At 36.4% G+C, this 25,940-nt stretch carries 17 protein-coding genes, 1 tRNA gene and 1 pseudogene; 9 read left to right on the forward strand and 10 right to left on the reverse strand.

Annotated elements, in window-relative coordinates:
- Positions 1 to 72: 72 nt before the first annotated feature.
- The 3 genes from IIF7_RS03735 to IIF7_RS03745 all read right to left on the reverse strand — a co-directional run bounded on the left by IIF7_RS03735 (position 73) and on the right by IIF7_RS03745 (position 4,928).
- Positions 73 to 145: transfer RNA gene (locus IIF7_RS03735), tRNA-Gly, on the reverse strand.
- A 90-nt stretch (positions 146 to 235) separates the two neighbouring features.
- Complete coding sequence (gene mutS, locus IIF7_RS03740; protein ID WP_084840550.1) at positions 236 to 2,836, reverse strand: DNA mismatch repair protein MutS; 2,601 nt, start codon at positions 2,834 to 2,836, stop codon at positions 236 to 238.
- Between the two features lie 580 nt (positions 2,837 to 3,416).
- Positions 3,417 to 4,928 (reverse strand): GH3 auxin-responsive promoter family protein, encoded by a 1,512-nt coding sequence (locus IIF7_RS03745; protein WP_084840345.1) that lies wholly within the window; start codon positions 4,926 to 4,928, stop codon positions 3,417 to 3,419.
- Between the two features lie 113 nt (positions 4,929 to 5,041).
- Between IIF7_RS03745 and IIF7_RS03750 the strand changes: the two genes are divergently transcribed.
- Genes IIF7_RS03750 through IIF7_RS03760 form a run of 3 tightly spaced genes read left to right on the forward strand, consistent with a single transcriptional unit; the run spans position 5,042 to position 6,999 of the window.
- Complete coding sequence (locus IIF7_RS03750; protein ID WP_084840551.1) at positions 5,042 to 5,836, forward strand: DUF2797 domain-containing protein; 795 nt, start codon at positions 5,042 to 5,044, stop codon at positions 5,834 to 5,836.
- 10 nt (positions 5,837 to 5,846) lie between these two features.
- Entirely contained in the window at positions 5,847 to 6,407 is a 561-nt protein-coding gene (locus IIF7_RS03755; protein ID WP_084840346.1) for a sugar O-acetyltransferase, read from the forward strand.
- 34 nt (positions 6,408 to 6,441) lie between these two features.
- A complete protein-coding gene (locus IIF7_RS03760) occupies positions 6,442 to 6,999 on the forward strand; it encodes a hypothetical protein (protein WP_084840347.1) in 558 nt (185 codons plus the stop codon).
- 83 nt (positions 7,000 to 7,082) lie between these two features.
- Here IIF7_RS03760 and IIF7_RS03765 read toward each other — a convergent pair whose 3' ends face one another.
- Positions 7,083 to 7,994: a LysR family transcriptional regulator gene (locus tag IIF7_RS03765; protein WP_084840348.1), complete on the reverse strand. Its 912-nt coding sequence runs from the start codon at positions 7,992 to 7,994 to the stop codon at positions 7,083 to 7,085.
- Positions 7,995 to 8,084: 90 nt separating this feature from the next.
- Between IIF7_RS03765 and IIF7_RS03770 the strand changes: the two genes are divergently transcribed.
- Complete coding sequence (locus IIF7_RS03770; protein ID WP_084840349.1) at positions 8,085 to 8,675, forward strand: NAD(P)H-dependent oxidoreductase; 591 nt, start codon at positions 8,085 to 8,087, stop codon at positions 8,673 to 8,675.
- 137 nt (positions 8,676 to 8,812) lie between these two features.
- Here IIF7_RS03770 and IIF7_RS03775 read toward each other — a convergent pair whose 3' ends face one another.
- The 3 genes from IIF7_RS03775 to IIF7_RS03785 all read right to left on the reverse strand — a co-directional run bounded on the left by IIF7_RS03775 (position 8,813) and on the right by IIF7_RS03785 (position 13,087).
- Positions 8,813 to 9,454, reverse strand: a complete 642-nt coding sequence (locus IIF7_RS03775; protein ID WP_139801263.1) for a hypothetical protein — start codon at positions 9,452 to 9,454, stop codon at positions 8,813 to 8,815.
- Between the two features lie 180 nt (positions 9,455 to 9,634).
- Entirely contained in the window at positions 9,635 to 12,331 is a 2,697-nt protein-coding gene (locus IIF7_RS03780) for an AsmA family protein (RefSeq protein WP_084840351.1), read from the reverse strand.
- 48 nt (positions 12,332 to 12,379) lie between these two features.
- Positions 12,380 to 13,087, reverse strand: coding sequence for a queuosine precursor transporter (locus IIF7_RS03785; RefSeq protein WP_084840352.1), 708 nt, complete (start codon positions 13,085 to 13,087; stop codon positions 12,380 to 12,382).
- Between the two features lie 110 nt (positions 13,088 to 13,197).
- On the opposite strand from IIF7_RS03785, the gene folK reads away from it, so the two are divergent.
- Positions 13,198 to 14,328: a 2-amino-4-hydroxy-6-hydroxymethyldihydropteridine diphosphokinase gene (folK, locus tag IIF7_RS03790; RefSeq protein ID WP_084840353.1), complete on the forward strand. Its 1,131-nt coding sequence runs from the start codon at positions 13,198 to 13,200 to the stop codon at positions 14,326 to 14,328.
- A 392-nt stretch (positions 14,329 to 14,720) separates the two neighbouring features.
- Here folK and IIF7_RS03795 read toward each other — a convergent pair whose 3' ends face one another.
- Positions 14,721 to 15,290 (reverse strand): RNA methyltransferase, encoded by a 570-nt coding sequence (locus IIF7_RS03795; protein ID WP_084840552.1) that lies wholly within the window; start codon positions 15,288 to 15,290, stop codon positions 14,721 to 14,723.
- A 248-nt stretch (positions 15,291 to 15,538) separates the two neighbouring features.
- Between IIF7_RS03795 and IIF7_RS03800 the strand changes: the two genes are divergently transcribed.
- From IIF7_RS03800 to IIF7_RS03815, 4 genes and pseudogenes are all read left to right on the forward strand, one after another.
- Positions 15,539 to 18,778, forward strand: coding sequence for a S41 family peptidase (locus tag IIF7_RS03800; protein WP_084840354.1), 3,240 nt, complete (start codon positions 15,539 to 15,541; stop codon positions 18,776 to 18,778).
- 301 nt (positions 18,779 to 19,079) lie between these two features.
- Positions 19,080 to 20,909, forward strand: a pseudogene (locus IIF7_RS03805) (ABC transporter ATP-binding protein).
- A gap of 225 nt (positions 20,910 to 21,134) precedes the next feature.
- Entirely contained in the window at positions 21,135 to 22,046 is a 912-nt protein-coding gene (locus IIF7_RS03810) for an alpha/beta hydrolase (RefSeq protein WP_084840355.1), read from the forward strand.
- 3 nt (positions 22,047 to 22,049) lie between these two features.
- A complete protein-coding gene (locus tag IIF7_RS03815) occupies positions 22,050 to 23,300 on the forward strand; it encodes an ATP-binding cassette domain-containing protein (protein ID WP_084840356.1) in 1,251 nt (416 codons plus the stop codon).
- 512 nt (positions 23,301 to 23,812) lie between these two features.
- On the opposite strand, the gene hemL is transcribed toward IIF7_RS03815, so the two are convergent.
- Positions 23,813 to 25,105: a glutamate-1-semialdehyde 2,1-aminomutase gene (gene hemL, locus IIF7_RS03820; protein ID WP_084840357.1), complete on the reverse strand. Its 1,293-nt coding sequence runs from the start codon at positions 25,103 to 25,105 to the stop codon at positions 23,813 to 23,815.
- Positions 25,106 to 25,117: 12 nt separating this feature from the next.
- Positions 25,118 to 25,924 (reverse strand): glucosaminidase domain-containing protein, encoded by an 807-nt coding sequence (locus IIF7_RS03825; protein WP_386274148.1) that lies wholly within the window; start codon positions 25,922 to 25,924, stop codon positions 25,118 to 25,120.
- Between the last annotated feature and the right edge of the window lie 16 nt (positions 25,925 to 25,940).

The raw sequence follows: 25,940 nt of genomic DNA on the forward strand, positions 1-25,940 counted from the left end.
TTGCTGTTCATTGGATTTTAAGTCCAACGTGTCTACCAATTCCACCATCCGAGCATAATGCTATATATACTGAGCGAAAAACGGGATTCGAACCCGCGACCTCCACCTTGGCAAGGTGGCGCTCTACCAACTGAGCTATTTTCGCGTATTTAAAAGAACTTTCGGTTTTACCGATGCGCAATTGTTTATTGCGGATGCAAATTTAGCACATTTCTTAAAACGACAAAGCTTTTTTTTATTTTTTTTCGTTTTCTCGCTTCTTTTTTTGTTTTACCGAGAGCATTCGTTTTATCTCGTTTAACTTCATTAAAGCCTCAACCGGCGTAAGTGTATCAATATCAATACTTATCAATTCGTCTCGCAAATCTTCCAGTAAAGGATCATCTAAATTAAAAAAACTGAGTTGCATCTCTTCTTCAGCAGATTTTTTTAAAACCTCGCTACTTTCTTCCATTTTATGAGTTTGCTCCAGCTTTTGTAAAATCTTATTTGCGCGATGCAACACCTGTTGTGGCATTCCTGCCATTTTCGCTACATGAATCCCGAAACTATGCTCGCTACCACCGGGAACCAGCTTCCGCAGAAAAAGAACATTATCTTCTAATTCCTTTACAGAGACATTATAATTCTTTATTCGGCTAAAGGTATCGCACATTTCATTTAGCTCGTGATAATGCGTTGCAAAAAGCGTTTTTGGGCGCGATGGATGTTCATGTAAATATTCACTAATTGCCCAGGCGATCGAAATCCCATCATAAGTACTTGTTCCACGACCAATTTCATCCAGAAGCACTAAACTTCGTTCAGAAATATTATTCAGGATATTCGCTGTTTCGTTCATTTCTACCATAAACGTAGATTCTCCCATCGAAATATTATCGCTGGCTCCTACCCTCGTAAAAATTTTATCCACTAAACCTATATTCGCAGCTTTTGCGGGCACAAAACTTCCCATTTGTGCCATAAGTACAATTAAAGCGGTTTGACGCAAAATAGCCGACTTACCACTCATATTTGGCCCGGTAATCATAATCACCTGCTGCTCTTCTCTATCCAAGAAAACGCTATTGGTCACGTAAGATTCCCCAATAGGCAATTGCTTTTCGATCACGGGATGGCGACCGTCTTCAATTTGTAATTCAAATCCTTCTTCAATTTCTGGCTTACAGTATTGCTCGATCTTTGCCTGTTGCGCAAACGAACATAAACAATCTAACTGCGCAATAAGCTGGGCGTTTTGCTGTACAGGCTGAATATAATCGTTCATCCAAAGCACCAATTTCGAAAATAGATTTTGCTCTAGTTGCAATATTTTCTCTTCGGCTCCCAAAATTTTCGCTTCGTATTCTTTTAATTCTTCAGTAATATAACGTTCAGCATTTACCAGCGTTTGTTTTCTAACCCACTCAGCCGGCACTTTATCTTTATGCGTGTTTCGCACTTCGATATAGTAACCGTAAACATTGTTATTCCCAATTTTCAATGAAGTGATTCCGGTTGCAGCACTTTCTCGCTCCAACATATTATCGAGGTAATCTTTTCCCGAAAATGCGATATCTCGAAGTTCGTCCAGTTCCTTATGAAATCCCCTGGCGATCACATTTCCTTTTTGCACCAATACCGGCGCTTCCTCGTTAATACTTTCGGTTATTTTAGATCTAAGCAACTCACAGGCATGTAAATTATCGCCAATCACTTTTAAAGCTTCATTCTCACATCCTAAAGCTGTTTCCTTTACCGGAATAATGGCTTCTAAAGAATTTTTAAGCTGAATAACTTCTCGCGGTGAAACTTTACCCGTTGCTACTTTTGAAATTAAGCGTTCTAAATCGCTCATTTCTTTTACCTGCTCCTGAATTTTATATAAAACCTCGGGATGTTCTAAAAGATAACCTACAACCTCGTGGCGCTTTTTTATTTTTTCTGAATTCTTTAATGGCAGCGCCAACCAGCGTTTTAGCAATCGCCCCCCCATAGGCGAAATCGTCTTATCGATCACATCTAAAAGCGTTACCGCATTGGCGGCATTACTATGATATAATTCGAGATTTCTAATGGTGAATCGATCCATCCAAACATATTCTTCTTCTGCAATTCGATTTATCGCAGTGATATGCTGAAGTTTGTTATGCTGAGTTTCGGCCAGGTAATGAAGAATCGCTCCTGAAGCAATAATGCCTTCCTCTAAATGCGAAACCCCAAAACCTTTTAAAGAATTGGTCTTAAAATGCCCGTTTAAAGTTTCGCTGGCAAAATCATTTTTAAAAACCCAATCTTCCAGATAAAAAACATGGTAATCTTCACCAAAATCTGCCGCAAAATTCTTTTTATATTTCTTCTGAATTAAAACCTCGCTCGGGTTAAAGTTCTGAAGCAATTTATCAATGTATTCCTGTGTTCCCTGAGCGGTTAAAAATTCACCCGTAGAAACATCCAAAAACGAAATTCCAAGATTTCTTTTTCCGTAGTGAATGGCACAAAGAAAATTATTCGATTTACTATTTAAAACCTCGTCGCTTAAAGCTACACCCGGAGTCACCAATTCGGTTACTCCACGTTTTACGATCTTTTTGGTCATTTTTGGATCTTCTAATTGATCGCAAATAGCCACACGCTGCCCTGCTTTTACAAGCTTAGGCAAATACGTGTTTAAAGAATGATGTGGAAAACCTGCAAGCTCGCTACGCTCGCCGCCGTTATTTCTATTGGTTAGAACAATGTTTAAAATTCTGGCAGCTACCACAGCATCTGCCCCAAAAGTCTCATAGAAATCCCCAACTCTAAACAATAACATTGCATCTGGATATTTAGCTTTTATTGCTAAATATTGCTTCATTAAAGGGGTCACTTTTGCTTCTTTTTTTGCTGCCAAACCAAGGAATTTTTAGAAACGCTAAAATACTGAAACCTCTTTGCGATTAGAAAATTTGAAACCGACTTTTATTCACATTTTTTTGACAGTGAACAGTGAACAGTGAACAGTGAACAGTGAACAGTGAACAGTGAACAGTGAACAGTGAACAGTGAACTAAGTTGAATATTCCGAATTGAAAAAGAAAATCTAATTACAAGATTTTATAAACGTTTTCTTTATTCTAAACCTCTCCACTTCAAAATCACATACCCTGTTTGTTTAGTAAACGGACTTGATTTAACATCTTAATAGAATGAAATTTCTCCTGTTTTTTTTTCAAAATTCATCACTCGAAGTGACATGCGATTCAAATCTTGTCATCTCTACCCTGCGTCGCCGGCAGCCAAGCGAAATAGAACTCTCTCTTATATAAACAATATAGATTTCTCGACTAACACCGACAGTTATAGGAATGTTAGAACTAAAAAATATACCAGGATTGTATAATTTCAGCTATGATTCTTTTTAAGACTGAAAGCTGATAACTGTAAACTAAATACTTCTACATCATCCCCAATAATTCCTCTACATAATCTCTAGAATTTGATAATCTTGGGATTTTATGCTGACCGCCAAGTTTTCCGTTTTTCTTTAACCAGTCATGAAATAATTTTTCTCGGGCTACATGAACTTTAGGAGCATTAAGCGTCATATTTAAATAGCGCTTGGCTTCGTAGTCACTATTTACCTGTTGTAGCGCCAAATCTAAATCTACATTAAACTCGTCCATCGATTTTGGCGGATGTTTAAACTCAATAATCCATTCATGCGCACCTTTTTCTTTTCCTTCCATAAAAACAGGAGCAGCCGTATAATCTACAATTTCGCAATTATTGGTAAGGGAAGCTTTTTTTAAGGCAGCTTCAGCATTTTCAACAATTAATTCTTCCCCAAAAACATTAATATGGTGTTTGGTTCTTCCTGAAACCTTAATTCGATAAGGGCTGGTTGATGTAAATCTTACGGTATCTCCTACTTTATAGCGCCAAAGTCCGGCATTTGTAGTAATCACAATCGCATAATTCTTACCAACTTCAACTTCAGATAAAGGAATAATTTTTTCGGCTTCACTTCCGTAGCTATCCATAGGGATAAACTCATAGAAAATTCCGTAGTCCAACATCAACAACATTTCTTTATTGTCGTTTTGATCCTGGCAGGCAAAAAAACCTTCTGAAGCATTATAGATCTCGTAATACCTAAAGTCTTCATTCGGCAAAATCTTTTGGTATTGTACCGCATAAGGATCAAAGCTTACTCCGCCATGAAAATAAACTTCAATATTTCTCCAAACTTCAAAAATGCTTTCTTTACCGGTATGCTCTAAAACATTATTCAGCAAAACAAGCATCCAGGAAGGTACTCCAGCAAGACTGGTTACATTCTCCTGAATGGTTTCTCTAACAATCGCCCCCATTTTGGTTTCCCAATCGTGCATTAGCGAAACCTCATTACTTGGCGTACTACTAAATTCTGCCCAAAAAGGCATATTATCGATTAAAATAGCCGAAAGATCTCCAAAACTGGTTCCGTTTTCTTTATAAATTTCCTTACTTCCGCCAAGACGTAAACTCTTTCCTGTAAATAATTGCGACTCTGGATTGTTATTTAAATACATACAAAGCAAATCTTTCCCTGCCGCATAATGACAATCTTCCAGCGAATCTTCACTTACAGGGATAAACTTACTTTTTGCATTGGTGGTTCCGCTAGATTTTGCAAACCATTTAATTGGCGTTGGCCAAAAAATATTGGTTTCTCCCTGCCTACTTCTTTCAATGGCTTCGTAATAATTTTCGTAGCAATGCACTGGTACGCGACTGGCAAAATCTCGATAATTCTTAATTTCAGAAAAGTTGAATTTTCTACCAATTTCAGTATTTCGAGCTTTATTAATAAGCTCTTTTAGTAGTTCTTCCTGTACCTCGTTTGGATATTTTATAAATAATTCCATTTGATGGATACGCTTCTTTAAGAACCAGGAAGCAATGGAATTTACTAATGGAATTGGCATTTATTTATTATATATTTATCAGCTCTTGGCAGAGCTTTTTGGTTGGTCGGTTAAAAATAATCGATTCTTTGAAGCCTGCAAAAACGCATCAGTTAAAAATATACGAAAAAGCTATGAGATACGAGGGTGTGCTTACCAAAATGAAAACAGAATTACTAGACGAAGTAGAGTATTATCTTGATTTTGAGAATGATTTTTTAAATCTTAATCAACTTTTAGACAAAACTATTAGTCTTAATTTTTTACGTTTTCAATGTTTAAATTGTGGGCAACAAAAGAAGATTTTTCGCCAGGGATTTTGCTATGATTGCTTTAGCTCGATTCCGCAGGCCGGAGATTGGATTATGAAACCCGAATTAAGTAAAGCACATTTAGACCAGGAAGATCGTGACCTTGAATATGAAAAAAGTGTTCAGCTGCAACCTCATATTGTATATTTAGCGAATTCCAGCAATGTAAAAGTTGGGGTAACCCGAAAAACCCAGGTACCTACAAGATGGATCGACCAGGGTGCGCACGAGGCGATTGAAATTGCTGAAGTTCCTAATCGTTATTTAGCCGGAATTACTGAAGTTGCGCTTAAGGATCATGTTTCAGATAAAACCAATTGGCGAAAGATGCTTACCAACGATATTTTGGATCTAAATCTTGAAGAAGAGCGCGAAAAACTGAAAGATTTTATTCCTGAAGAGGCCAAAGCTTACTTTTTAGCCGATCAAAAAGAAACAGAAATTAAATTTCCGGTAAAGCAATTTCCGAAGAAAATAAAGACCTTAAATCTTACAAAATCGCCTTTTTACCAGGGAACATTAAAAGGAATAAAAGGACAATATCTTTTATTTGAAGATGGGACCGTTTTTAACGTAAGAGCCCACGAAGGTTTTGTAGTAGAAATTCAGGTAAGTTAATGCTATAATTATGAAATCTGAAAAGGAAAAAATGCTTGCCGGTGAATTGTATTTCGCCGGAGATAAAGAACTGACTGCCGAGCGGTTAAAAGCTCGCGAGTTAATGAAAAAGTATAATTCCTGCCCAGAAGATGAACCTGAAAAACTAAAATCTATCCTGAAAGAATTAATTCCTGAAGGTGGGAAAGGACTCTTTATACAACCTCCTTTTTACTGTGATTACGGCTATAATATTAAAACAGGAAAAGGAGTTTATTTCAATTTTAATTGTGTTATTTTAGACGGAATGGAAGTGAAAATTGGCTCCAGAAGTATGTTTGGTCCCAATGTGCAAATCTACACGGCTTCACATCCATTAAATGCAAAAGAGCGTGCCTCGATGCTCGAATTTTCTAAAGCCATAGAAATTGGTGAAGATGTTTGGGTTGGTGGAAATGTTACGATTTGCCCCGGAGTTAAAATTGGAAATCGTGCAGTTATTGGTGCGGGAAGCGTAGTGACTAAAGATATTCCAAATGATGTTTTCGCTGCCGGAAATCCTTGTAAAATCATCAAGAAAATAGAGCAATAGTCTGTTTGTTCTTTTATATTGAAAAACTAAAATTATGCTGAAATTATCGAATCTTGCCCTGCTATTTTTTTTAACTTCTGTAGCTTTTGGCCAGGAAATGAATCATTACTCCAAAAAGTATTCTGAAGATTCCGAAATGCAGGTTATAAACCTAATTAATGGAGCTGATGAAGAAGATCAGGTTGCTTTATTTATTGAAGATGAGTTTGTTGGGAATCAGACGATGTATAGTTCATTAAATCCTGATAAAATAGAAAATCTGGAAGTAGACAAAGAGCCTTTTACACTTCATAATATCCAATTTGATGGTAAAATAATTTTAAGCTATAAAGAGGAATATCAGCCTGAATATGTATCTATAAATGATCTTATTTTAGAGCAAACAGATATTAAAAATCCTGTTATAGTCCAAATAGACGAAGAGGTTTTAGATTTAGATTATGTTATCTGTAAGCTAGATAAAAATTATATCCTGAAATTAATTTTAAAGGAAATCCCTACCTCCCAAAAAGGACAAAATATTCTACTGGCAAAGTTCATTACTAAAACACCGGCAAATATCGCTGAAGCAAATACTATAACTATCAAATAAACTACCTCAGGGTATTAAACCCTATGGCGGTGCCAATAAAAAATACCTAATAAGATTGTATAATTTTAGCGGAGTTTTATGAATTAAATTCTTGACATTTTCTTTAAGAATATTTCTTTTATGCTATCTATTTCAGATTTAAATTGAAAATTTTTCTTTGTAGCAAAATGTAGAATATTTATAATATGGTTTGTTCCACTCCACACATGTACGATCTTTTTCTCCTGAATAGATTTCTCTACTAAAAAATCTGGAATAACCGCAAAACCAGAATTTTTTTCAAGAGAACGTATTATAGATCCCATATTCGGTAAGATATAATTAGGTTTAAAATCGGGTCTCTTTTTAAAGTTTTCAAACCAAAATCTGCTAAAATGTTCCATTTCATCATTTGTTGCACTATACCAAGTTTGCTGTTTTAAAAAACTTTCCAGTTTTTTTAGATCACTACGCTGTATAAACTCTTTAACTTTAGTAAGATCTGTAGGCCCTCCTGCCACAAGAATGATCTTTTCTTTTGTAAAGGCTTGATATTCTACCAAAGGATTATTTTTAGATGTGATCTTTGGAGTAATTACTAAGTCTAAAATCCCATCTTCCAGATCTTTAATCAAATTTGAATGGTCACCAAATTTTGCGACAAGATTGAAAGATATTTCTGGAATTTCTGTTTCTAATATAGTTTGAAAAATTTCTGTACACATTCCAATATTAACCGAGGGTTTTATCTTTTTTGAGGTTTTTTTGAAGTGTAATTCAGCTTTTCCCAGGTGCTCTATGGCGTCTATAGTATGATTGTATAGTTGCCTGGCGTGCTCTGTAGGAATCATTCTTCTTGATGTTCTTTCGAAAAGTTTTTTACCGGTATACGATTCTAATGCATTTAAGTGTAGACTTATGCCAGGTTGCGAAGTATAAAGCGATTCTGCAGCCTTAGTTAAAGTACCCATTTTATAAATAGCTATAAAGCTTCGATACCATTCCAGATTTACCATTACTATAATATTAATTATACAAAAGTATAAAATGTATTATTTTAATAATACTCCAATAGAGCTTAATTTTGTCCTTAAACAGGATAAAGTATGAAGAACATATTCATCATAAATGGAGGGTTTCCTTTTGCTCATTCTCCAGGAAAGTTTAATAGAACATTATTAGAGCAAACAAAAGAGTTTTTTGAGACCAGCGGTAATTATCAGGTTAAAACCACTCAAATAGGAAAATATTACGATTTGCAAGAAGAGGTAGAAAAATACCAATGGGCTGATGTTATTATTTATCACACACCAATATGGTGGTTTCAGTTACCGTTCGCTTTTAAAGAATATATCGATAAAGTTTTTACAGCCGGTCACGATAACGGATTGTATAGAAATGATGGTAGAAGCCGTGACAATCCTGCAATAAATTATGGTACCGGTGGTAGTTTACAGGGCAGGAAATATATTCTGACATCGAGTTGGAATGCACCTAAAGCGGCATTTGAAATGGAAGGAGAATTTTTCGATAAAACATCTGTAGATGAAGGGATACTTTTCGGTTTTCATAAGATGAATAAATTTATTGGTTTAGAATATCTAAATTCTATTCATTTTCATGATATGGAAAAGAACGCAGATGTTCCGAAAGAACTAAACCGATATGCCGAATTTTTGAAAGAGAATTTTATTTAATTAATTCCCAAATACATTTAAACCCTTCTGAATTATATAATTTCAGAAGGGTTTATTTTTTTTTAGTTTTGAATAATAAATATTTTGATACAATAGATTTTTAATCTCATTGCACAATTTCCTACTTAAAAACATAATTAATTTTCTTTAGGTTCAAATCTTTCTCCGTTCCATATATATGAAAATTTCTCTGTTTTAACCCATTCGTAATATGGGGCTATTTCTGGATAAATGTTGTATTCTACACAATTATTATCATTTGTTTTTAAACTGTAGCTCGTGTTCATATTAAGCTTTTTTCCATCTAAGCTATCCAGTATCTTTTCTTTCAAAAACTCTTTTGTTTCAATGGTTTTTGGTAGCCCTAGATTCTCAATTGGTTCTAGGGAATTATTTTCATAACTAAAAGTCATTAGAATATGCTGGTCAAAAGCTTTAGGCGAACCACCGAATTTCGAATAAACCACGATAGGTGTACCATCATTCTTTTGGAATTTCTTCAATTCAATAATAAAAAAACCGCTGGGTCCATCCGGAAAGTAATATTGTAATCTAATGTAATTATTTTCGGTCCAGTAGTCAGCTTTCATAGTTTCCATGTAATCCTCAGCTTTCGGAAAAATATAGGTGCCGTTCTCCGATAATGAGTCCTTTGCTTCATTCGTCATTTCAGGTATATACGTTGATGGAAATGATTTAAAGATTTCCTGAATACTCTGTCCAAAACAATAATTAATCCCAAAACAGAAGAGGAAAGTAAGTATCATTAATTTTTTCATCTTAATTGCTTCTAGCTCGCTTTATCACAAGAAATAAACAATAAAGAAATTGAGCGATTTCTACGTCCTTTAAAATTTGCTGAAAGCTGATCGCTAACAGCAAAAAGCTTTCAGGCTAATTGATTATTGTTTATTGAATTTTGTAAACCTGCCAACTGAGACTGCTCTCTGCAAACTGATCTACTGTGCGGTATCTTTCTTCTGTTTATTCCTATTCAGCAAGCCTCCTAAAATAGATTTTGCAGCGTCTTCAATTTTCTTTTCCTGAGTTTTTGTTGAATCAGCTTTAGTTTGCGGCGTTGTAGTCGCTGTGCTATCTGTAGCTGTTTGCTGATTTTGGTTATTTTTACCCAGTTGTTTATTAATAAGATCGTTTAAAGCATTTTTACCTTTGTCTTTCAGGTTATTTTTTTGCTCTTCAACAATCTTTGAAGTTAAACTATTAATCGCCTGCTGCATATTCAAATTAATTTGCGGACTTTGGAAAGTTCCACTCAATCCAACAGGAATTTCAACTTTGGTATCTTGCAAACTCGATCCGCTAAGCTGGCTTAAGGTGTTTCCTACCTGGTTTCCTAAATATTTCGCCGGCACATCCAAATTCAGCTTATAATTCATATTCATATCAAAACCATGACTTCCCGAAATCTGCACCAAAACATCTTTTATTTTAAAATCGAATGGCTGAATATTCACAGCCCCATCTTTAAAAGATAGTTTCGTTTTAAGATTATTAAGATTCAGTTTATCTAAATCAATAAAATTAAGCTGACTGTCTAACTTAGTCAACAACGGCATTTTCTCTGGATTTACATCTGCCGTTAAGATTTGAGCCAAAGCGTCACCAGCTAAACTGGTTAGAATTGGCGTAAGATCGTTATTCAGATTACCTTTTAGATTCAGGTTCGTTTGGATTTTACCCTGCAGTGCGTTGGCGATTGGCGCCAGTCCCTGCATTAATTCTAATCCGTTAAAAGATTCAGCAATACTAATCGCATTTAGATCTAGCGACATATCGAAAGTTGGCGTTTCTGTTTTTGTAGAAACATTACCATTTAGCGCGATATTTCCATTAAAAATATCTGTCGTGATATTTTGCAGTGTCGCGGTTTCATCACGAATAATCAATTTCCCTTTCGCATTCGTAAGCTTCAGGTTGTCGTAAAGAATATTATTCGCGTTGAAAGTAAGTGCTACATCTAAGAAAGACGGGATTTTAATTGCTTCTTCTCCCGTTGCTACTTTTTCAGTTTTAGGTGTTTCAGACGTATTTTCTTCGGAAGTTGCCACCGGCTTTTCTTCAGTTTGAGCCACCATAAAATCGTTCACCGCAAAGGTGTTGGATTTCACATTGAAGTCACCTTTTAATTCCTGATCGGTAAACAGGAAGCCCATTAAATTCTGAATAGAACCTGTTGCCTGCAAATCGGTTTGCCCGGTAGTTAAATTTAGTTCAGGAACAGAAACATTCCCCTGGCTTAAATTGACTCTTGCGCTGGAAATTTTAATTTCATTCGGGATTTCTGGTGATTTATAACTAAAGTTTTTGATCGCTGCCGTACCGCTACTCTTTACGTTTTGATACTGTTCCTTTTCGATACTGTTCATATCAAAACTTGTAGAAGCATCAACAGTTAAAATTCCGTTTAGATCTAGATCCATATCTAAAGGATAAGCTTTATCGAGATTCGCTAAATTTAGCGTTCCATCTAAATCAAGATCAACAAGCATGTTACCCATCAAGTTTTTTACACTTCCGTTAGCTGCAAAACGATCCTGATCGATCCTGAATTTCACATTATTAAAAGTAAGGTAAGTATCTTCTACAATTCCGGTTTCATTTAAAACACGCAAATCAAGATTAATATCTTCAACACTTTTTGGCAAATCTGGATATTTGAAAGAAGCGTTATTTGAAGTTACTTTAATATCTAATTTAGGAATATAAGTTTCATTCGCCGTTCCTTTTATCATTCCATCAACCACAAAATCACCATTGGTTTCTACATTTTCGATATTCTTGGCATAAACTTCAGGAATCACAGCCAGGAAGTTCTTAAAGTCAGATGATGGGGTTTTAAAGGTCAGATCTATATTTGTATCATCACCATCTACCTGAACAAATCCGTCAAAAGTTAAGGGTAATTGATTAATATGCGCTTCGTTTTCAAGGAACGTATATTTCATATTTTCCAGATCCATTTGGATCACGGCATCTAAATCGACTTTATTTCGGCTTAAATAATTAATACTGTCAAACTCAAAAGAAACGATCGCTTCAGTATCGGTATCTAATTCGGTTTGATCTAAAGAAAAATCTCCGGTTCCCTGGTGATTTAGTTCTTCCAGTTTTAAGGTCATTTTGGCGCCTTTATCGATATAATTTAATCTCGAATTATTAATCTCGTAATGCTGAAGATCTAAACTAAAACCTCCGGTAGTATCTGCAGGAGTTGTAGTTGTTGCAGTTGTATCTACTTTTGCAATATCGTAATTAGCTCTTCCCAACGAATCCACCAATATGTTGATATAAGCATTATTTACTTTAAATTCATCAATACGTTTTGGCTCGTCGCTACCTTTAAAAAGTTCTTTGATACTCATTTGCAGGGTAACTTCTTCAACATCGGCAAGTGTATCACCTTCAAAAGGGGCATTATTAATTACGCTCACATCGCTTAAAACTACTGTAGCTTCCGGGAAACTTCTAAACAAGCTAAGGTCGATATCAGCAAATTCAACTTTAGCGTTTACATTATTATTGATCGTCTTTTTAACGAAATTCTCTATTTGAGACGAAAATAGAAACGGCGCTGCAATTAGTAATACTATAATTACAAGCAGTGTTATTCCTATAATTTTAAATACTTTTTTCATCGTAACTAAGGTTAAGTAGTAGTAATTTTTCGGAATATGATTCCCGATTTAATCTTCTTCTTCTAAAACAATTTCTTCGCCTTCAGCCAGCTTAAAACGCTTTCTCATTGCATATACCGCTGCATATAAAAATGGAGTGTCGCAAATCGCAACGATCACTTTAAATAAAAATCCGCTTAACAAAAGCGCTCCAAAACGATCCCATTCAATTTTATTAAAACTACACAGCAAAAACAGTACAGAAAACGTATCTACAAACTGGGATAGAAAAGTCGAAAAGTTATTTCTAATCCAAAGATGTTTCCCTTTGGTGAGTTTTTTCCAAAAGTGAAAAAGCTGAATATCGATGTATTGCGCCAGTAAATAAGCCAGCATCGAAGCAATTACAGCAATAGCGGTTGCGCCAAAAACGGTTTTAAAAAGCTCGTCACCAATTGGCGACCAATCTGTAGCCGGTACAGCATCTGCGGTATAAACGATCAATAAAGAAAAGAGCGAGGCAAAGATCCCGGCGGTGACCACCTGGTTGGCTTTCTTTTTTCCATACACCTCACTAATAATATCGGTAATTAAAAACGTAACCGGATATGGCAAAATACCCACCGAAATCTCGAAAGTATAAATGCCGAAAAAATCCCAGCTAAAAAACTTCTGAAATATCAAATTAGAAACTACCAGTGATGCAATGAACAAAGCGGCCAGAATCAGGTAAAATCTATACGCCGTGAGTTTATCTTTTAAGTAGAGTTTTGCCAAATTATTTTTTTAAAATACTTACCCACAAAATTAAGGGTATGTGCATTTGTTTTGCTTAATTTGCTGTGAAATTATAGCAGATTCCTTATTAAACTTTTCTTAATTACAGTTTGAAATCCCCTAAGATAGTACATATAGCGCTGGGAAGCAATGAAGGAGAGCGTTTTGAAATTTTACAAAATGCCGTAAATAAGATCTTTGAAGAGATTGGTGAGATTGTACAAATTTCTTCGGTTTATGAAACACCGGCCTGGGGTTTTACAGGAAATGCTTTTCTTAATGCCTGTATTACTGTTTCTACCCGTTTTACTGCGGAAGATGTGCTACGGAAGTTATTAGCGATCGAAGCTCATTTTGGAAGAAAAAGAACAGAAGCTAAAAATTACCAAAATCGAACATTAGATCTTGATGTTTTATTGTTTGAAGATGAAGTATGCGAAACTGAAATTTTAACGCTGCCTCATCCACAAATTCAGCATCGGCGTTTTGTATTGCAGCCGTTAAATGATATTGCTTCGAATGAAATTCATCCCGTACTGAAAAAGAAAATTCAGCAATTATTACTTGAAGTAAAAGATGATGCTGAATTATCGAAAATCGATGCAAAGCTAAAAGCACCAAAGATCACAAATAAATTTAGCTCCTGTAATTATATCGCGGTAGAGGGGAATATTGGTGCCGGGAAAACCAGTTTCTCCACCATGGTTTCTCAGGATTTTAATGCGAAGCTTATTTTAGAACGATTTAAAGACAATCCTTTTTTACCTAAATTCTACGAAGATCAGGAACGTTATGCTTTTTCTTTAGAAATGTCTTTTTTGGCCGATCGTTATCAGCAATTATCTGATGATTTAGCGCAATACGATTTGTTTAAAGACTTTGTGATTTCAGATTACGATGTTTTTAAATCACTGATCTTTGCAAAAATTACGCTGGAAGAAGACGAATATTCGCTTTATCAAAAGTTGTTTCATTTAATGTATAAAGAACTGGTAAAACCAGATCTATACATTTATCTCTATCAAAACACAGAAAGATTACTTCAGAATATCAAAAAAAGAGGTCGTGAATACGAGCAAAATATTCAACCTGAATATTTAATGAACATCAATAAAAGTTATCTCTCTTTTATAAAATCTCAAACCAACATGAAAGTCCAGATAATTGATATTTCTGAAATGGATTTTGTGAATAACAGGGCAGATTATTTAAAATTGCTGAAGGAAATTGAGTTAAAGTGAGCAGTTTGCAGTAAACAGTCTCAGTAGGCAGTCTCAGTAGGCAGATCTGAAAAGTCAATAATCAATAAACAATTATCAGTAGAGTTATTAGCGATTAGCTTTTAGCAATCAGCTTATAGTTTCTAAAATAGCTCCTGAAATTATACAATCTTGATATATATTTCTAGGTTAATTTAAAACGATATTTGTTATATCGAGAAGTATGTTTCAGTATACGGTTTGCAGTCAACAGAGTCATAGACATCTTCAAAATAAAATTGGTCTACGAATTCAAAATTCAGCATTCAAAATTCAAAATTTTCCACACAACTCTTGAATCTCTATTTTCTAAGATCTAATTTCTAACAGCGAAGCGATCTAAAAAAACTGCCATCTGAAAGCTGCTAACTAAATTAATGTCCATGCCCGCCAGCAGCATTGTAATCTGCGGCTTTAAGTTTTGAATAGAGATCCCAAAGGATCACGCCTGTACTTACTGAAATATTTAAAGAATGTTTGCTTCCGGCTTGAGGGATTTCGATTACGCCATCACTTGCTGAAACTACTTTTTGCTGCACGCCTTTAACTTCATTCCCAAAAATTACAGCGATTTTTTCACCAATCTCAGGTTTAAAGTCATTAAGCATTACAGCACCTTCAGCCTGTTCTATGGAAAATACTTTTACGTTGTCTTCTTTCAGTTTTTCAACCAAAGTCAGCGTGTCTTCAACATGTTCCCAAACTACGGTTTCGGTAGCGCCAAGTGCGGTTTTCTGAATGTCTTTGTGTGGTGGTTTGGCGGTAATTCCGCATAAATAAACTTTCTCGATCAAAAACGCATCGGCCGTTCTAAACACAGATCCAATGTTATTCAGACTTCTAATATTATCCAGAATAACTATAATTGGTGTTTTTTTAGCTTCTTTAAATTCTTCAACCGATTTACGATTAAGCTCGCTGTTTTTGATCTTTCTGTTCTTCATGCCGTAAAAATAAAAATATTTGTCGGCTTTAACACCCATAACATTCCAGATACAATTTCAGAATTAATAACTGACAACCGAATTTTTAAAAATTTTGAGGCGATTTTATCGAATTTCAGCAAAAAATAAATCTTTTATTAAAAACAAGAAGAAAGCAATAAATCCTGCCAGAGCATGCTATTTCGTACCTCAGCTTTTTTTGGCATCTTTGGAAGGTCAATATCACTTCAAAAATAACAATCCATAACATGAAGAAAATTTTCTTTTCACTTTTCGCGATTCTTTTGGGAATTGGGCAAAGTTTTGCTCAGGTTACTCCAAAATGGATTCGATATCAATCTATTTCTCCCGATGGGGAAACGATTGCTTTTACTTACAAAGGCAATTTATTTACGGTTGCTGCGAGTGGCGGCGATGCAAAACAGATCACATTCCATAAAGCGCACGATTACATGCCGGTTTGGAGCAAAGATGGTAAGCAATTAGCTTTTGCTTCAGATCGCTATGGCAATTTTGATGTTTTTGTAATGGATGCTTTGGGCGGCCCTGCAACCCGGTTAACGTATCACAGTAATGATGAGCAACCTTTTAGTTTTTCCGCAGATGGGAAGTCGGTTATTTTTGGTGCAGTTCGCCAGGATTTAGCAGAACATCGCCAGTTTCCTACCAGCTATCAACCAGAATTATATAGCGTTCCTACTAAAGGCGGACGTGTAGACCAGATTTTTACGATTCCGGCAGAATATGTTCAGGTGAGTAAAGATGGGAAAACTATGGTATATCATGATAAAGTTGGTGGAGAGAACGAATGGCGTAAACATCATGTATCTTCAGTAACTCGTGATCTTTGGAAATACGATGTTGAAAGCGATAAACACACGATGATCACTTCATTTAAAGGAGAAGATCGCCAGCCGATTTTTGATGATTCTGAAGAAAATTTATTTTACTTAAGTGAAGAAAGTGGCAACTTTAATATTCACAAATTAGCTTTAGAAAATCCTGAAGAAACTAAGCAATTAACCGATTTTGAAGGTTTTCCGGTACGTTTTTTAAGCTACGGAAATGGGACTTTAGCCTTTGGTTACGATGGCGAATTATACACCATGAAAGAAGGTAGCCAGCCTAACAAAGTGAATGTAACTATTAGAACGCAATCTCTAGATAATAGCGATAATTATATAAATATTAGAGATGGCGTTCAGGAAATGGAAGTTTCTCCAAACGGTAAAGAGATTGCTTTTGTAGCTCGCGGGGAAGTTTTTGTAACATCGGTAGATGGATCTTTAACTAAAAGAATTACGAATACGCCAAATCAGGAACGTTTTGTATCGTTTACACCAGATGGGAAGTCTGTAGTGTATTCTAGTGAGCGCGATGGAAAATGGAGTATCTATAAAACCGAAATTGTAAGAAAAGAGGAGCCATTTTTCTATGCTTCAACCTTACTTAAAGAAGAGCCGGTTATCGAAGCTGAGACCGATAGTTACATCCCAAAATATTCTCCAGATGGTAAAAAGCTGGCGTATATCTCAGGAAGAAGAACTTTAAGAGTAAAAGATCTTTCTTCAGGAAAAGAAGTTGATCTTTTAACTCCAGATGATCTGTTTACCATGCGTGATGGCGATAAAGATTTTACCTGGAGCCCAGATAGCAAGTGGCTGTTAATGAGCTGGGGAAAGTTACTAAGCAATAATGAAGTTTTATTACTCGCTGCAGATGGAAGTAAGCGTGAAAATTTAACTGAAAGTGGCTACCAGGATTATAATCCAAAATGGGTAAACGACGGGAAGCAAATGTTGTGGTTTAGTAATAGAAACGGACTAAAAAGTTACGCCACCAGCGGTAGAACTGAAGCTGATGTGTATTCGATGTTCTTTACGCAGGATGCTTATGATAAATTCAATATGTCTGAAGAAGATTATAAGCTAATGAAAGCTGTTGAAGAAGCTCAGAAAGCTGATAAAGACGAAGACAAAAAAGACGATAAAAAAGACAAGAAGGATAAGAAAGACGAAGAAGTTAAAGAGCTTAAGTTCGATTGGGATGGCCTGGAAGAACGTAAAAAACGTCTTACCACACATTCTAGCAGTTTAAGCGATGCTGTACTTTCTAAAGACGGAGAAAAGATCTATTACCTATCAAGTTTTGAAGATAGAAACAACCTTTGGGAAACCAATCTTAGAACCGGTGAAACCAAAATGGCTGTAAAACTGAATTCCAGAGGCGGAAGTTTAGTTTGGGATAAAAAACAGGAAAATCTTTATTTATTAAGCGGCGGAAATATCTCTAAGATCGATGCTGATAAAGGTAAATCTGAAGGAATTAAGATCGCCGGAGATATGTATTATGATGAAGATGCCGAGCGTGAAAAAATGTTCGATCATGTTTATATAAGAACAAAGAATATTTTCTACGAGCCAACATTCCACGGTAAAAACTGGGACTCTTTATATGTTCAGTATAAAAAATATCTTCCGCATATTGGAAATTCGTATGAGTTTGCTGAAATGCTTTCTGAAATGTTGGGAGAGCTTAATGTTTCGCATTCGGGAGCGCGTTACAGTAACCGCAGCAACGATGGTGACGAAACCGCTTCATTAGGAATTTTTATGGATTACGATTTTGAAGGCGACGGAATTAAAATTACTGAAGTTATTAAAGGTGGGCCATTAGATAAAGCGGCTTACGATGTCGAACCTGGAATGGTAATTACAGCGATCGATGGCCAAACGATTGAAAGTGATAAGGATATTGCAAAATATCTAAATCATAAAGCTAATAAATTCGTGTTGTTAGAAATTAAAGATCCTGAAGCAAAAGAGCCGAAACAAATTACCATGAAGCCTATTTCTTTAGGACAGGAGCGTAGTTTATTGTACAACCGTTTTGTAAGAATCAACAGAAAAGAAGTTGAAGAAAAAAGTAACGGAAAACTCGGTTACGTGCATATCCCAGGAATGAGCGATGAACCTTATCGTTCGATCTATGAAGATATGATGGGAAAATATTTTGAAACCGAAGGAGTGATCGTGGATACGCGTTTTAATGGAGGTGGAGACCTGGTTGCAGATCTTGCTGCCTTCTTTACAGGAACTCCATTTATCACTTACGAAACTGAAGCTAAAGTTGTAGGTGGTGAGCCAACTTCACGATGGACAAAGCCTACGCTTTCATTATTTAACGAAAGTATGTATTCAGACGGGCATTGCTATGCAAGTGGATATACAGATCTAAACATTGGTACAACGATTGGAATGCCGGTACCGGGAACCTGTAGTTTTGCAGGTTGGGAAGGTCTTGCCGATGGCACACGCTGGGGCGTTGTTCCGGTGAGTGCTAAAAACAAAGCTGGGGAATGGATGGAAAATAACCAAACCGAACCAGATATTATTGTCAAAAACATGCCGGGTGTAATTAGCGAAGGTCGCGACCAACAGTTAGAAAAAGGTATAGAGGTTTTATTAGATCAGGTTGCTGAAGAGTAATTTTCGAAAAACCTCAAATTATAAAAGCTCCGAATTCATTTTCGGGGCTTTTTATTTTCAATTCATAGTAAGGTTTTGGTTAATTTTCAGACCATTTTCAATATATATCCTATTAATTTTTAGAAATAAACCATAGTATATTGCTGTCACCCTGAACTCGTTTCAGGGTCTCATCCTCTAATTTTTTTAGATGATATGAGATTCCACTCTAAACCTCCTGCGTGTAGAGCAGGTGTGTAATGGCGGAAATTAGAAATTATTATAAATTATGTATTATTAAGTCCACTAAAACCAATATCATTTGCCAAAACCAAAAAAGTCATTAGAACCTAATAAGATCAATCTTAAAGAAAGTTTTGCTTCTTTAAAATTTGTCCCTCGATTCTTTAAAGAGATTCGAAAAGTGAATCCGTTTTTGTTTTACGCCAATATTGGTAGCCGAATTTTAAGTGCGGTGATTCCTTTGGCTTTATTATAGATTGGGAAGATCATTATAGATGAGGTTGTGGTACAGATCGATGCTGAAGTAAAAGACCTTTCCAGATTATGGGTTTTTGTTGCTGCAGAATTTGGTTTGGCAATCTTATCAGATCTTTTAAGTCGGGGAGTTTCACTTACAGATGCTTTGCTAGGTGATCAATATTCGATAGATACTTCAGTAAAAATTATTGAAAAAACAGCCGAGTTGAATTTAGATCAATTAGAAGATTCTGAATTTTACGATAAGTTAGAAAGAGCACGACGGCAAACCACCGGAAGAGTCGGTTTAATGTCTAATATTCTTACCCAGGGCGAAGATCTAATTGTGATCATTTCCCTACTTGCCGGTGTTGTGGTTTTTGAACCCTGGTTGCTCATTTTACTCGTAGTTTCAATTGTTCCAACGATTTTAAATGAAATCAAGTTTAGCGGAACCAGTTATTCTTTAGCCAGAAGCTGGACACAAGAGCGCCGCGAACTCGATTATTTACGTTATGCCGGTGCAAGCGATGTAACGGCTAAAGAAGTCAAGTTATTCGGACTTTCGGGATATCTGGCGAATCGGTTTAAGACACTTTCAGATCAATATTATTTAGCGAATAAAAAACTGGCTAAAAAACGTGCAGGCTGGGGTTCGGTTTTTAATGTGATTGGAACTTCGGCTTATTATGGCGCTTATTTGCTTATTGTTTACAGAACGGTTTTGGGCGTATTTAGTTTGGGGGATCTTACCTTTTTATCGGGTTCATTTAACCGTTTACGATCGAAATTGCAGGGATTTTTCACTCGTTTTACAGCAATTACAGAGAGTGCACTTTATCTTCAGGATTACTTTGAATTTCTAGATCTTAAATATGAAGACACCGTAATAGACGGTTTACCACTTCCGAAGGAAATTAAAAAAGGATTCAGTTTTAAAAATGTAGGCTTTAAATATCCAAAATCAGATAAATGGGTAGTTCGGAATATTAATTTTGAATTACGTGCCGGTGAAAAACTGGCTTTTGTAGGAGAAAATGGCGCCGGAAAAACAACATTGATCAAATTGTTACTCCGTTTCTACGAACCAACTGAAGGTGAAATTCTTTTAGAAGATATTCCGGTAAAGCAATATGATAAAACCCAATATCAGCAGTATTTCGGAGTCATTTTTCAGGATTTTGTAAAGTTTGAATTAACACTGCGAGAGAATATTGCAATGGGCGATATTCGTGAAATCGACAATCAATTTAAATTAGATGCTGCAGCCGAGAAAAGTCTGGCAAACCAGGTAATCGATGATGTTCCAAAAGGATTAGATCAGCAATTAGGAAAACGATTTAAGCAGGGAAAAGATCTTTCTGGCGGTCAATGGCAAAAGATTGCGATCGCCAGGGCGTATATGAAAGACGCCGAAGTTTTGATCTTAGATGAACCAACTTCAGCATTAGATGCGCGGGCAGAAACTGAAGCTTTCGATCGTTTTATAAATCTTACTAAAGGCAAAACTGCGGTGATCATTTCACACCGTTTTAGTACGGTAAGAATTGCAGACCGAATCATGGTACTCAAAAATGGCGCGGTTTTAGAAATCGGTACCCACGAAGAATTGATGAAAAACGATAAATTATATGCCGAATTATTTAATCTTCAGGCAGCGGGATATCAATAAAAAGTTAGAAAATCTAAAGTTTGCTGTTTTATTAAAATCAATCCTCACAGGTTTTGAAAACCTGTGAGGATTCTGCTGAAAAAGTTAGACAATACCTAAAGGTTTGAATTGGGAAACCGGCGGTTTCTTTCTTTACTGAAAACTAACCACAGATAGCCGTTTTTCAATTATTCCCCTCTTATCCCCCAAGAATTAATTACATTTATGCTAAATAATTCAATTCTAATGAAAAGCTTTAGTGTTCTCGTCCTGTTTTTAAGTCTGTCAGTTTCGGCACAAATTAAAACTTTACCACTTTGGCCGGAAGGCAAAATGCCTAATTACCAAAAGTCAGACGAAAAGGAAGAGATCGATGTGAATACTATTAGTTGGATCTCCAAAGTACAGCAACCAACTTTAGAAGTTTATCTTCCGCCGCAGGCTTCAGCAAATGGGCAGGCAGTTTTAGTGTGTCCCGGTGGTGGTTATGCTGGTTTGGCTTACGATTGGGAAGGCACCGAAATTGCAAAATATCTAAATTCAAAAGGAATTGCAGCCGGAGTTTTAAAATACAGGTTGCCGGGTTCAGCTTCAGTAAAAGAAAATTTTAAAGCACCGCTTCAGGATGCGCAACGAGGTATTAGGATGCTGCGCGCAAATGCTTCAGATTGGAATATCGATAAAGAGAAAGTTGGTGTGATGGGCTTTTCTGCCGGCGGACATTTAGCGTCGACTTTAGGGACGCATTTTCAGAACGCTTTTTATTCAGCAATAGACGACATAGATTCCGAAGAAATTCGGCCGGATTTTATGATTCTTATCTATCCCGTAATTAGTACGGATCCAAAAATTACCCACCAGGGTTCTCGCGATAATTTACTGGGCAAAAATCCAACTGCTGCATTAGAAAAACAGTTTTCTAATGATCTGCAGGTTACAGAAAACACCCCAACAACATTTATATTACATACCGGTGACGACCAGACGGTGCCGGTTGAAAATAGCCTTAGAATGTACAAGGCTTTACAAGAAAATAAGGTGCAGACAGAAATGCATATTTACCCCAAAGGTGGTCACGGATTTTCGCTGGCAAACGGAGTTTATTACCTGGAAAGCTGGAGTGAGCGATTAACCGATTGGCTGCGGAATTTGAATTAATTTATGACACATATTGCAATTTATGCAGAGGATCACAAGTTGGTTTCCCAGCTAATTGATGATCTGAAAAAGGATAAAAAAGTACCTGGATTTGAAGAATTTCAGCATAAAAAAGGATTAGAACATTCTGAAGCTGTTCTTCAAAGTTTTATAAAAGAAGATCAAAAACATGGAAATTCGGTTTTAGTAAATGGTCAGGATCGCAGCTTTCGGACTTTTTCAAGTGGTGAAAAACGTAAGGCTTTACTCGAGTTTTTACTGAAAAAGGAACCAGAATACCTCATTTTAGACGATCCTTTCGATTGTTTGGATGTACAATCTGTAGCGAGTTTTAAGTCTAGATTGGCTGAAGTAAAATCTGATTTTGCGATGCTGCAAATCTTTAGAAGGGAAGAAGATATTTTAGCTTTTATCGATAAGGTGCTCACTTTTGATTCAGACGGAAAAGTTATCCTGAAAAATAAATCCGATTTTAGCGAAAATAAGAAGCAATTTTTAGATGAAGTAAAAACGATTCCGCCTGCTCCTAAAGTTTTTGAAAATATTCCTGAAAGCCTTATCAAACTGCAAAAAGTTAATGTTTCTTATGAAAATCGCCCAATTTTAACGAATATCAGCTGGGAAGTGAAACGTGGTGAATTTTGGAAACTTACTGGCCCAAACGGTTCAGGAAAAACCACGATTTTGAGCATGGTTTACGGCGATAACCCCAAAGCTTACGGTGTTGATCTTTTTCTCTTCGGAAAGAAAAAAGGCAGCGGTGAATCTGTATGGGATATCAAGAAGAAGATTGGCTATTTTTCTCCTGCTTTAACTGAAATGTTTAATCGTAGAAATACGGTTGAAGATATGGTGATCTCTGGATTGGTAGATAGCGTTGGTTTGTATCAAAAACCAAGCGACAAACAGAAAGCTTTGGCAAAACAGTGGCTGGAAACTTTAGGTTTTCAGGAAAAAGCTAAAAAAGTATTTAACGATCTGCCCAATCTTGAAAAACGAATGCTTCTAATCGCTCGCGCCATGATTAAACATCCACCGTTGTTAATTCTGGACGAACCTTCTACAGCGCTAGACGATAAAAGTGCTTTAAAAATCACTAATCTTATCAATCAAATCGCTGCGCAAAGTGACACTGCCATTATTTATGTTTCCCACAGAAAAGAAAAAGGCCTAAATCCCGATTTTGAATACGAATTATTTCCTTCGGAAAACGGCTCGACAGGAAAAGTGGTTTCAAAAGTCAATAAACAATGAACAATTAGCAGAAAAGCTTTTAGCTTATTTTAAACTGATGTCATTCCGTGCTTGATACGGAATCTCACCCCAATCAGCTTTTATAACTCGATCGAGTCTAACTAATAAGTTAATTGAGTGTCACTTCGAGTGGGAAATTTCGGAATGTAATGGAGAAATTTGTTGTATCGAGAAGTTCTCTTCAGTTGGCAGTAAAAAGTCTCAGTAGGCAGGTTTTTCAAAATACAATAATCAATTAGCAATTATCAGAAGCTTTTAGCTCTTAGCAATCAGCTTTCATCTTTTTAAAAATATGCTCTGAATTTGTACAATCTTGATATTTATCTATCCCAAGTAAAGTACCTCGGGGTATTCACCCTTTAGCGGCGCTAATAAATAAACCTCATAGGTTTTGAAAACCTGTGAGGTTTGCTGTTTAAAAATGTTGAGAAGTCTCATTAACTTAATCCTCAAAACAAAAAAACCGGCATTCTGAAACTCAAAACGCCGGTTGGTTTTATATAAAATCGATATTAATCGAAGTCTTTGGTCACTTTTTCAACCGCTTCGATCGTTTTATCTAGATCTTCATAACTCAACGCATCACTTATAAACCAGGTTTCAAAAGCACTTGGTGCAATATAAATTCCGTTTTCCAGCATTCCGTGGAAAAACTTATTGAATTTACCGTTTTTAGCAGCCTCCGCAGAAGAAGCAAAATCGCTTACCGCATCTTCAGAAAAATGTACTGAAATCATCGAGCCCACACGATTTATCGTATGTTTTACGCCGTTTGCTTTCAATACTTTCTCCATTCCTTCATGAAGATATTCGGTTTTTTTATCGATACTTTTAAAAATTTCAGGATTCTCAGACAACTCGGTTAACATCGCTAATCCGGCAGCCATCGCCAACGGATTCCCACTTAAAGTTCCTGCCTGATAAACCGGTCCAACCGGAGCCAGATAATCCATAATTTCATTTCGGGCAGCGAAAGCACCAACAGGTAAACCTCCACCAATTACTTTCCCAAAACATACAATATCAGCATTGATTCCCAATCGTTCCTGTACACCTCCGGCAGCTAATCTAAAACCAGTCATCACCTCATCGAAGATCAGTAAAATTCCGGTTTCATTACATAGTTCCCTTAAACCTTCCAAAAATCCTTCAGCAGGTGGAATACACCCCATATTTCCTGGCACAGGCTCTACGATAATACAGGCAATTTCATCTTTATTTTGATCTACGATCTGCTTTACACCATCTAAATCATTGTAAGCTGCAAGCAAGGTATCTTTTGCAGTTCCCTGGGTAACTCCCGGACTGTTTGGCGTTCCAAAAGTCATCGCTCCACTACCCGCCTGAATTAAAAACGAATCGCTATGCCCATGGTAACAACCGGCAAATTTGATGATCTTTTCTTTACCGGTAAATCCTCTGGCTAATCTTACCGCACTCATACAAGCCTCGGTACCCGAATTCACCATCCTGATCTTATCGATATTTGGCACCATTTTCACCGCTAATTCGGCAATTTTGGTTTCAATTTCTGTTGGCGTTCCAAAGGAAGTTCCTTTTTTAGCTCTTTCGATTACGGCATCTACCACAGGTTTATGCGCATGACCAAGAATCATTGGTCCCCAGGAATTAATATAATCGATTAGTTTATTTCCGTCTTCATCATAAATATAAGCGCCTTCTGCTTTTTCTATAAAAACAGGATCTCCTCCTACGGCTTTAAAAGCTCTCACTGGCGAGTTTACTCCACCTGGAATTACTTTTTTCGCTTCAGCAAATAAGGCACTACTTCTTTGATAAATCATATTTTGCAATTTTTATCTTCTTTCTTTTACTAATAAGGTTTGGCCAATGTCGATATTGTTCCCGCTTAAATTATTCAAGCGCTTAATCTCTTCAACCGTGGTGTTGTAGCGTTTGGAAATTGAATATAACGTATCTCCTTTTTTCACGATATAACTATCTCCCTTAGCTTCAAAAGTAGTCGTATAACTTGGCGAAGGACGCTCTAAAACATCGGCATCATAGCGGTATAATTCGTAACGTTCTATAAGATCGATCAATTTTTGCGGATATCGGCGATCTGTTGCATAACCGGCCTGCCGCAATCCTTTGGCCCAGCCTTTATAATCATCTTCATCTAAATCGAAAAGCTCGGCATAGCGGCGGCGTTCAGCTAAAAATAAAGAATGATCTCTAAAGGAATATTTTGGATGTTTATATTTTCTAAAACATTCCTGGTTACGATCGTCGTCATGATAGATCTTAGCGCCTTTCCAATCGTGACATTTAATCCCAAAATGATTATTGGCTTGCTGCGCTAATCTTCCTTTCCCAGAACCCGATTCTAAAATTCCCTGCGCCAAAGTAATACTGGCTGGCACTTTATACAAGCGCATTTCCTGTTGCGCGATAGGCGCATAATCTGCAATATAATTTTCTACGGTAAAATCGTAGGTTCTTACCGGCATGGTTTCAGCATCAACCACTTCAGCCGGAGTTTCTGTATTTCTATTTCCCTGATTACGGTTATTAATTACCGCTTCATTTCTATCCTTTCGGTTTTTACGTGTAGTCACCTTTTTTTTACTTCCGCAGGAAGCCATAAAAAGTGCGAAAACCATCAAAATCAGATAAGGT

Origin of the sequence: Zunongwangia atlantica 22II14-10F7, from assembly GCF_002094855.1 — a bacterium.
In the GTDB taxonomy this organism is placed as follows: domain Bacteria; phylum Bacteroidota; class Bacteroidia; order Flavobacteriales; family Flavobacteriaceae; genus Zunongwangia; species Zunongwangia atlantica.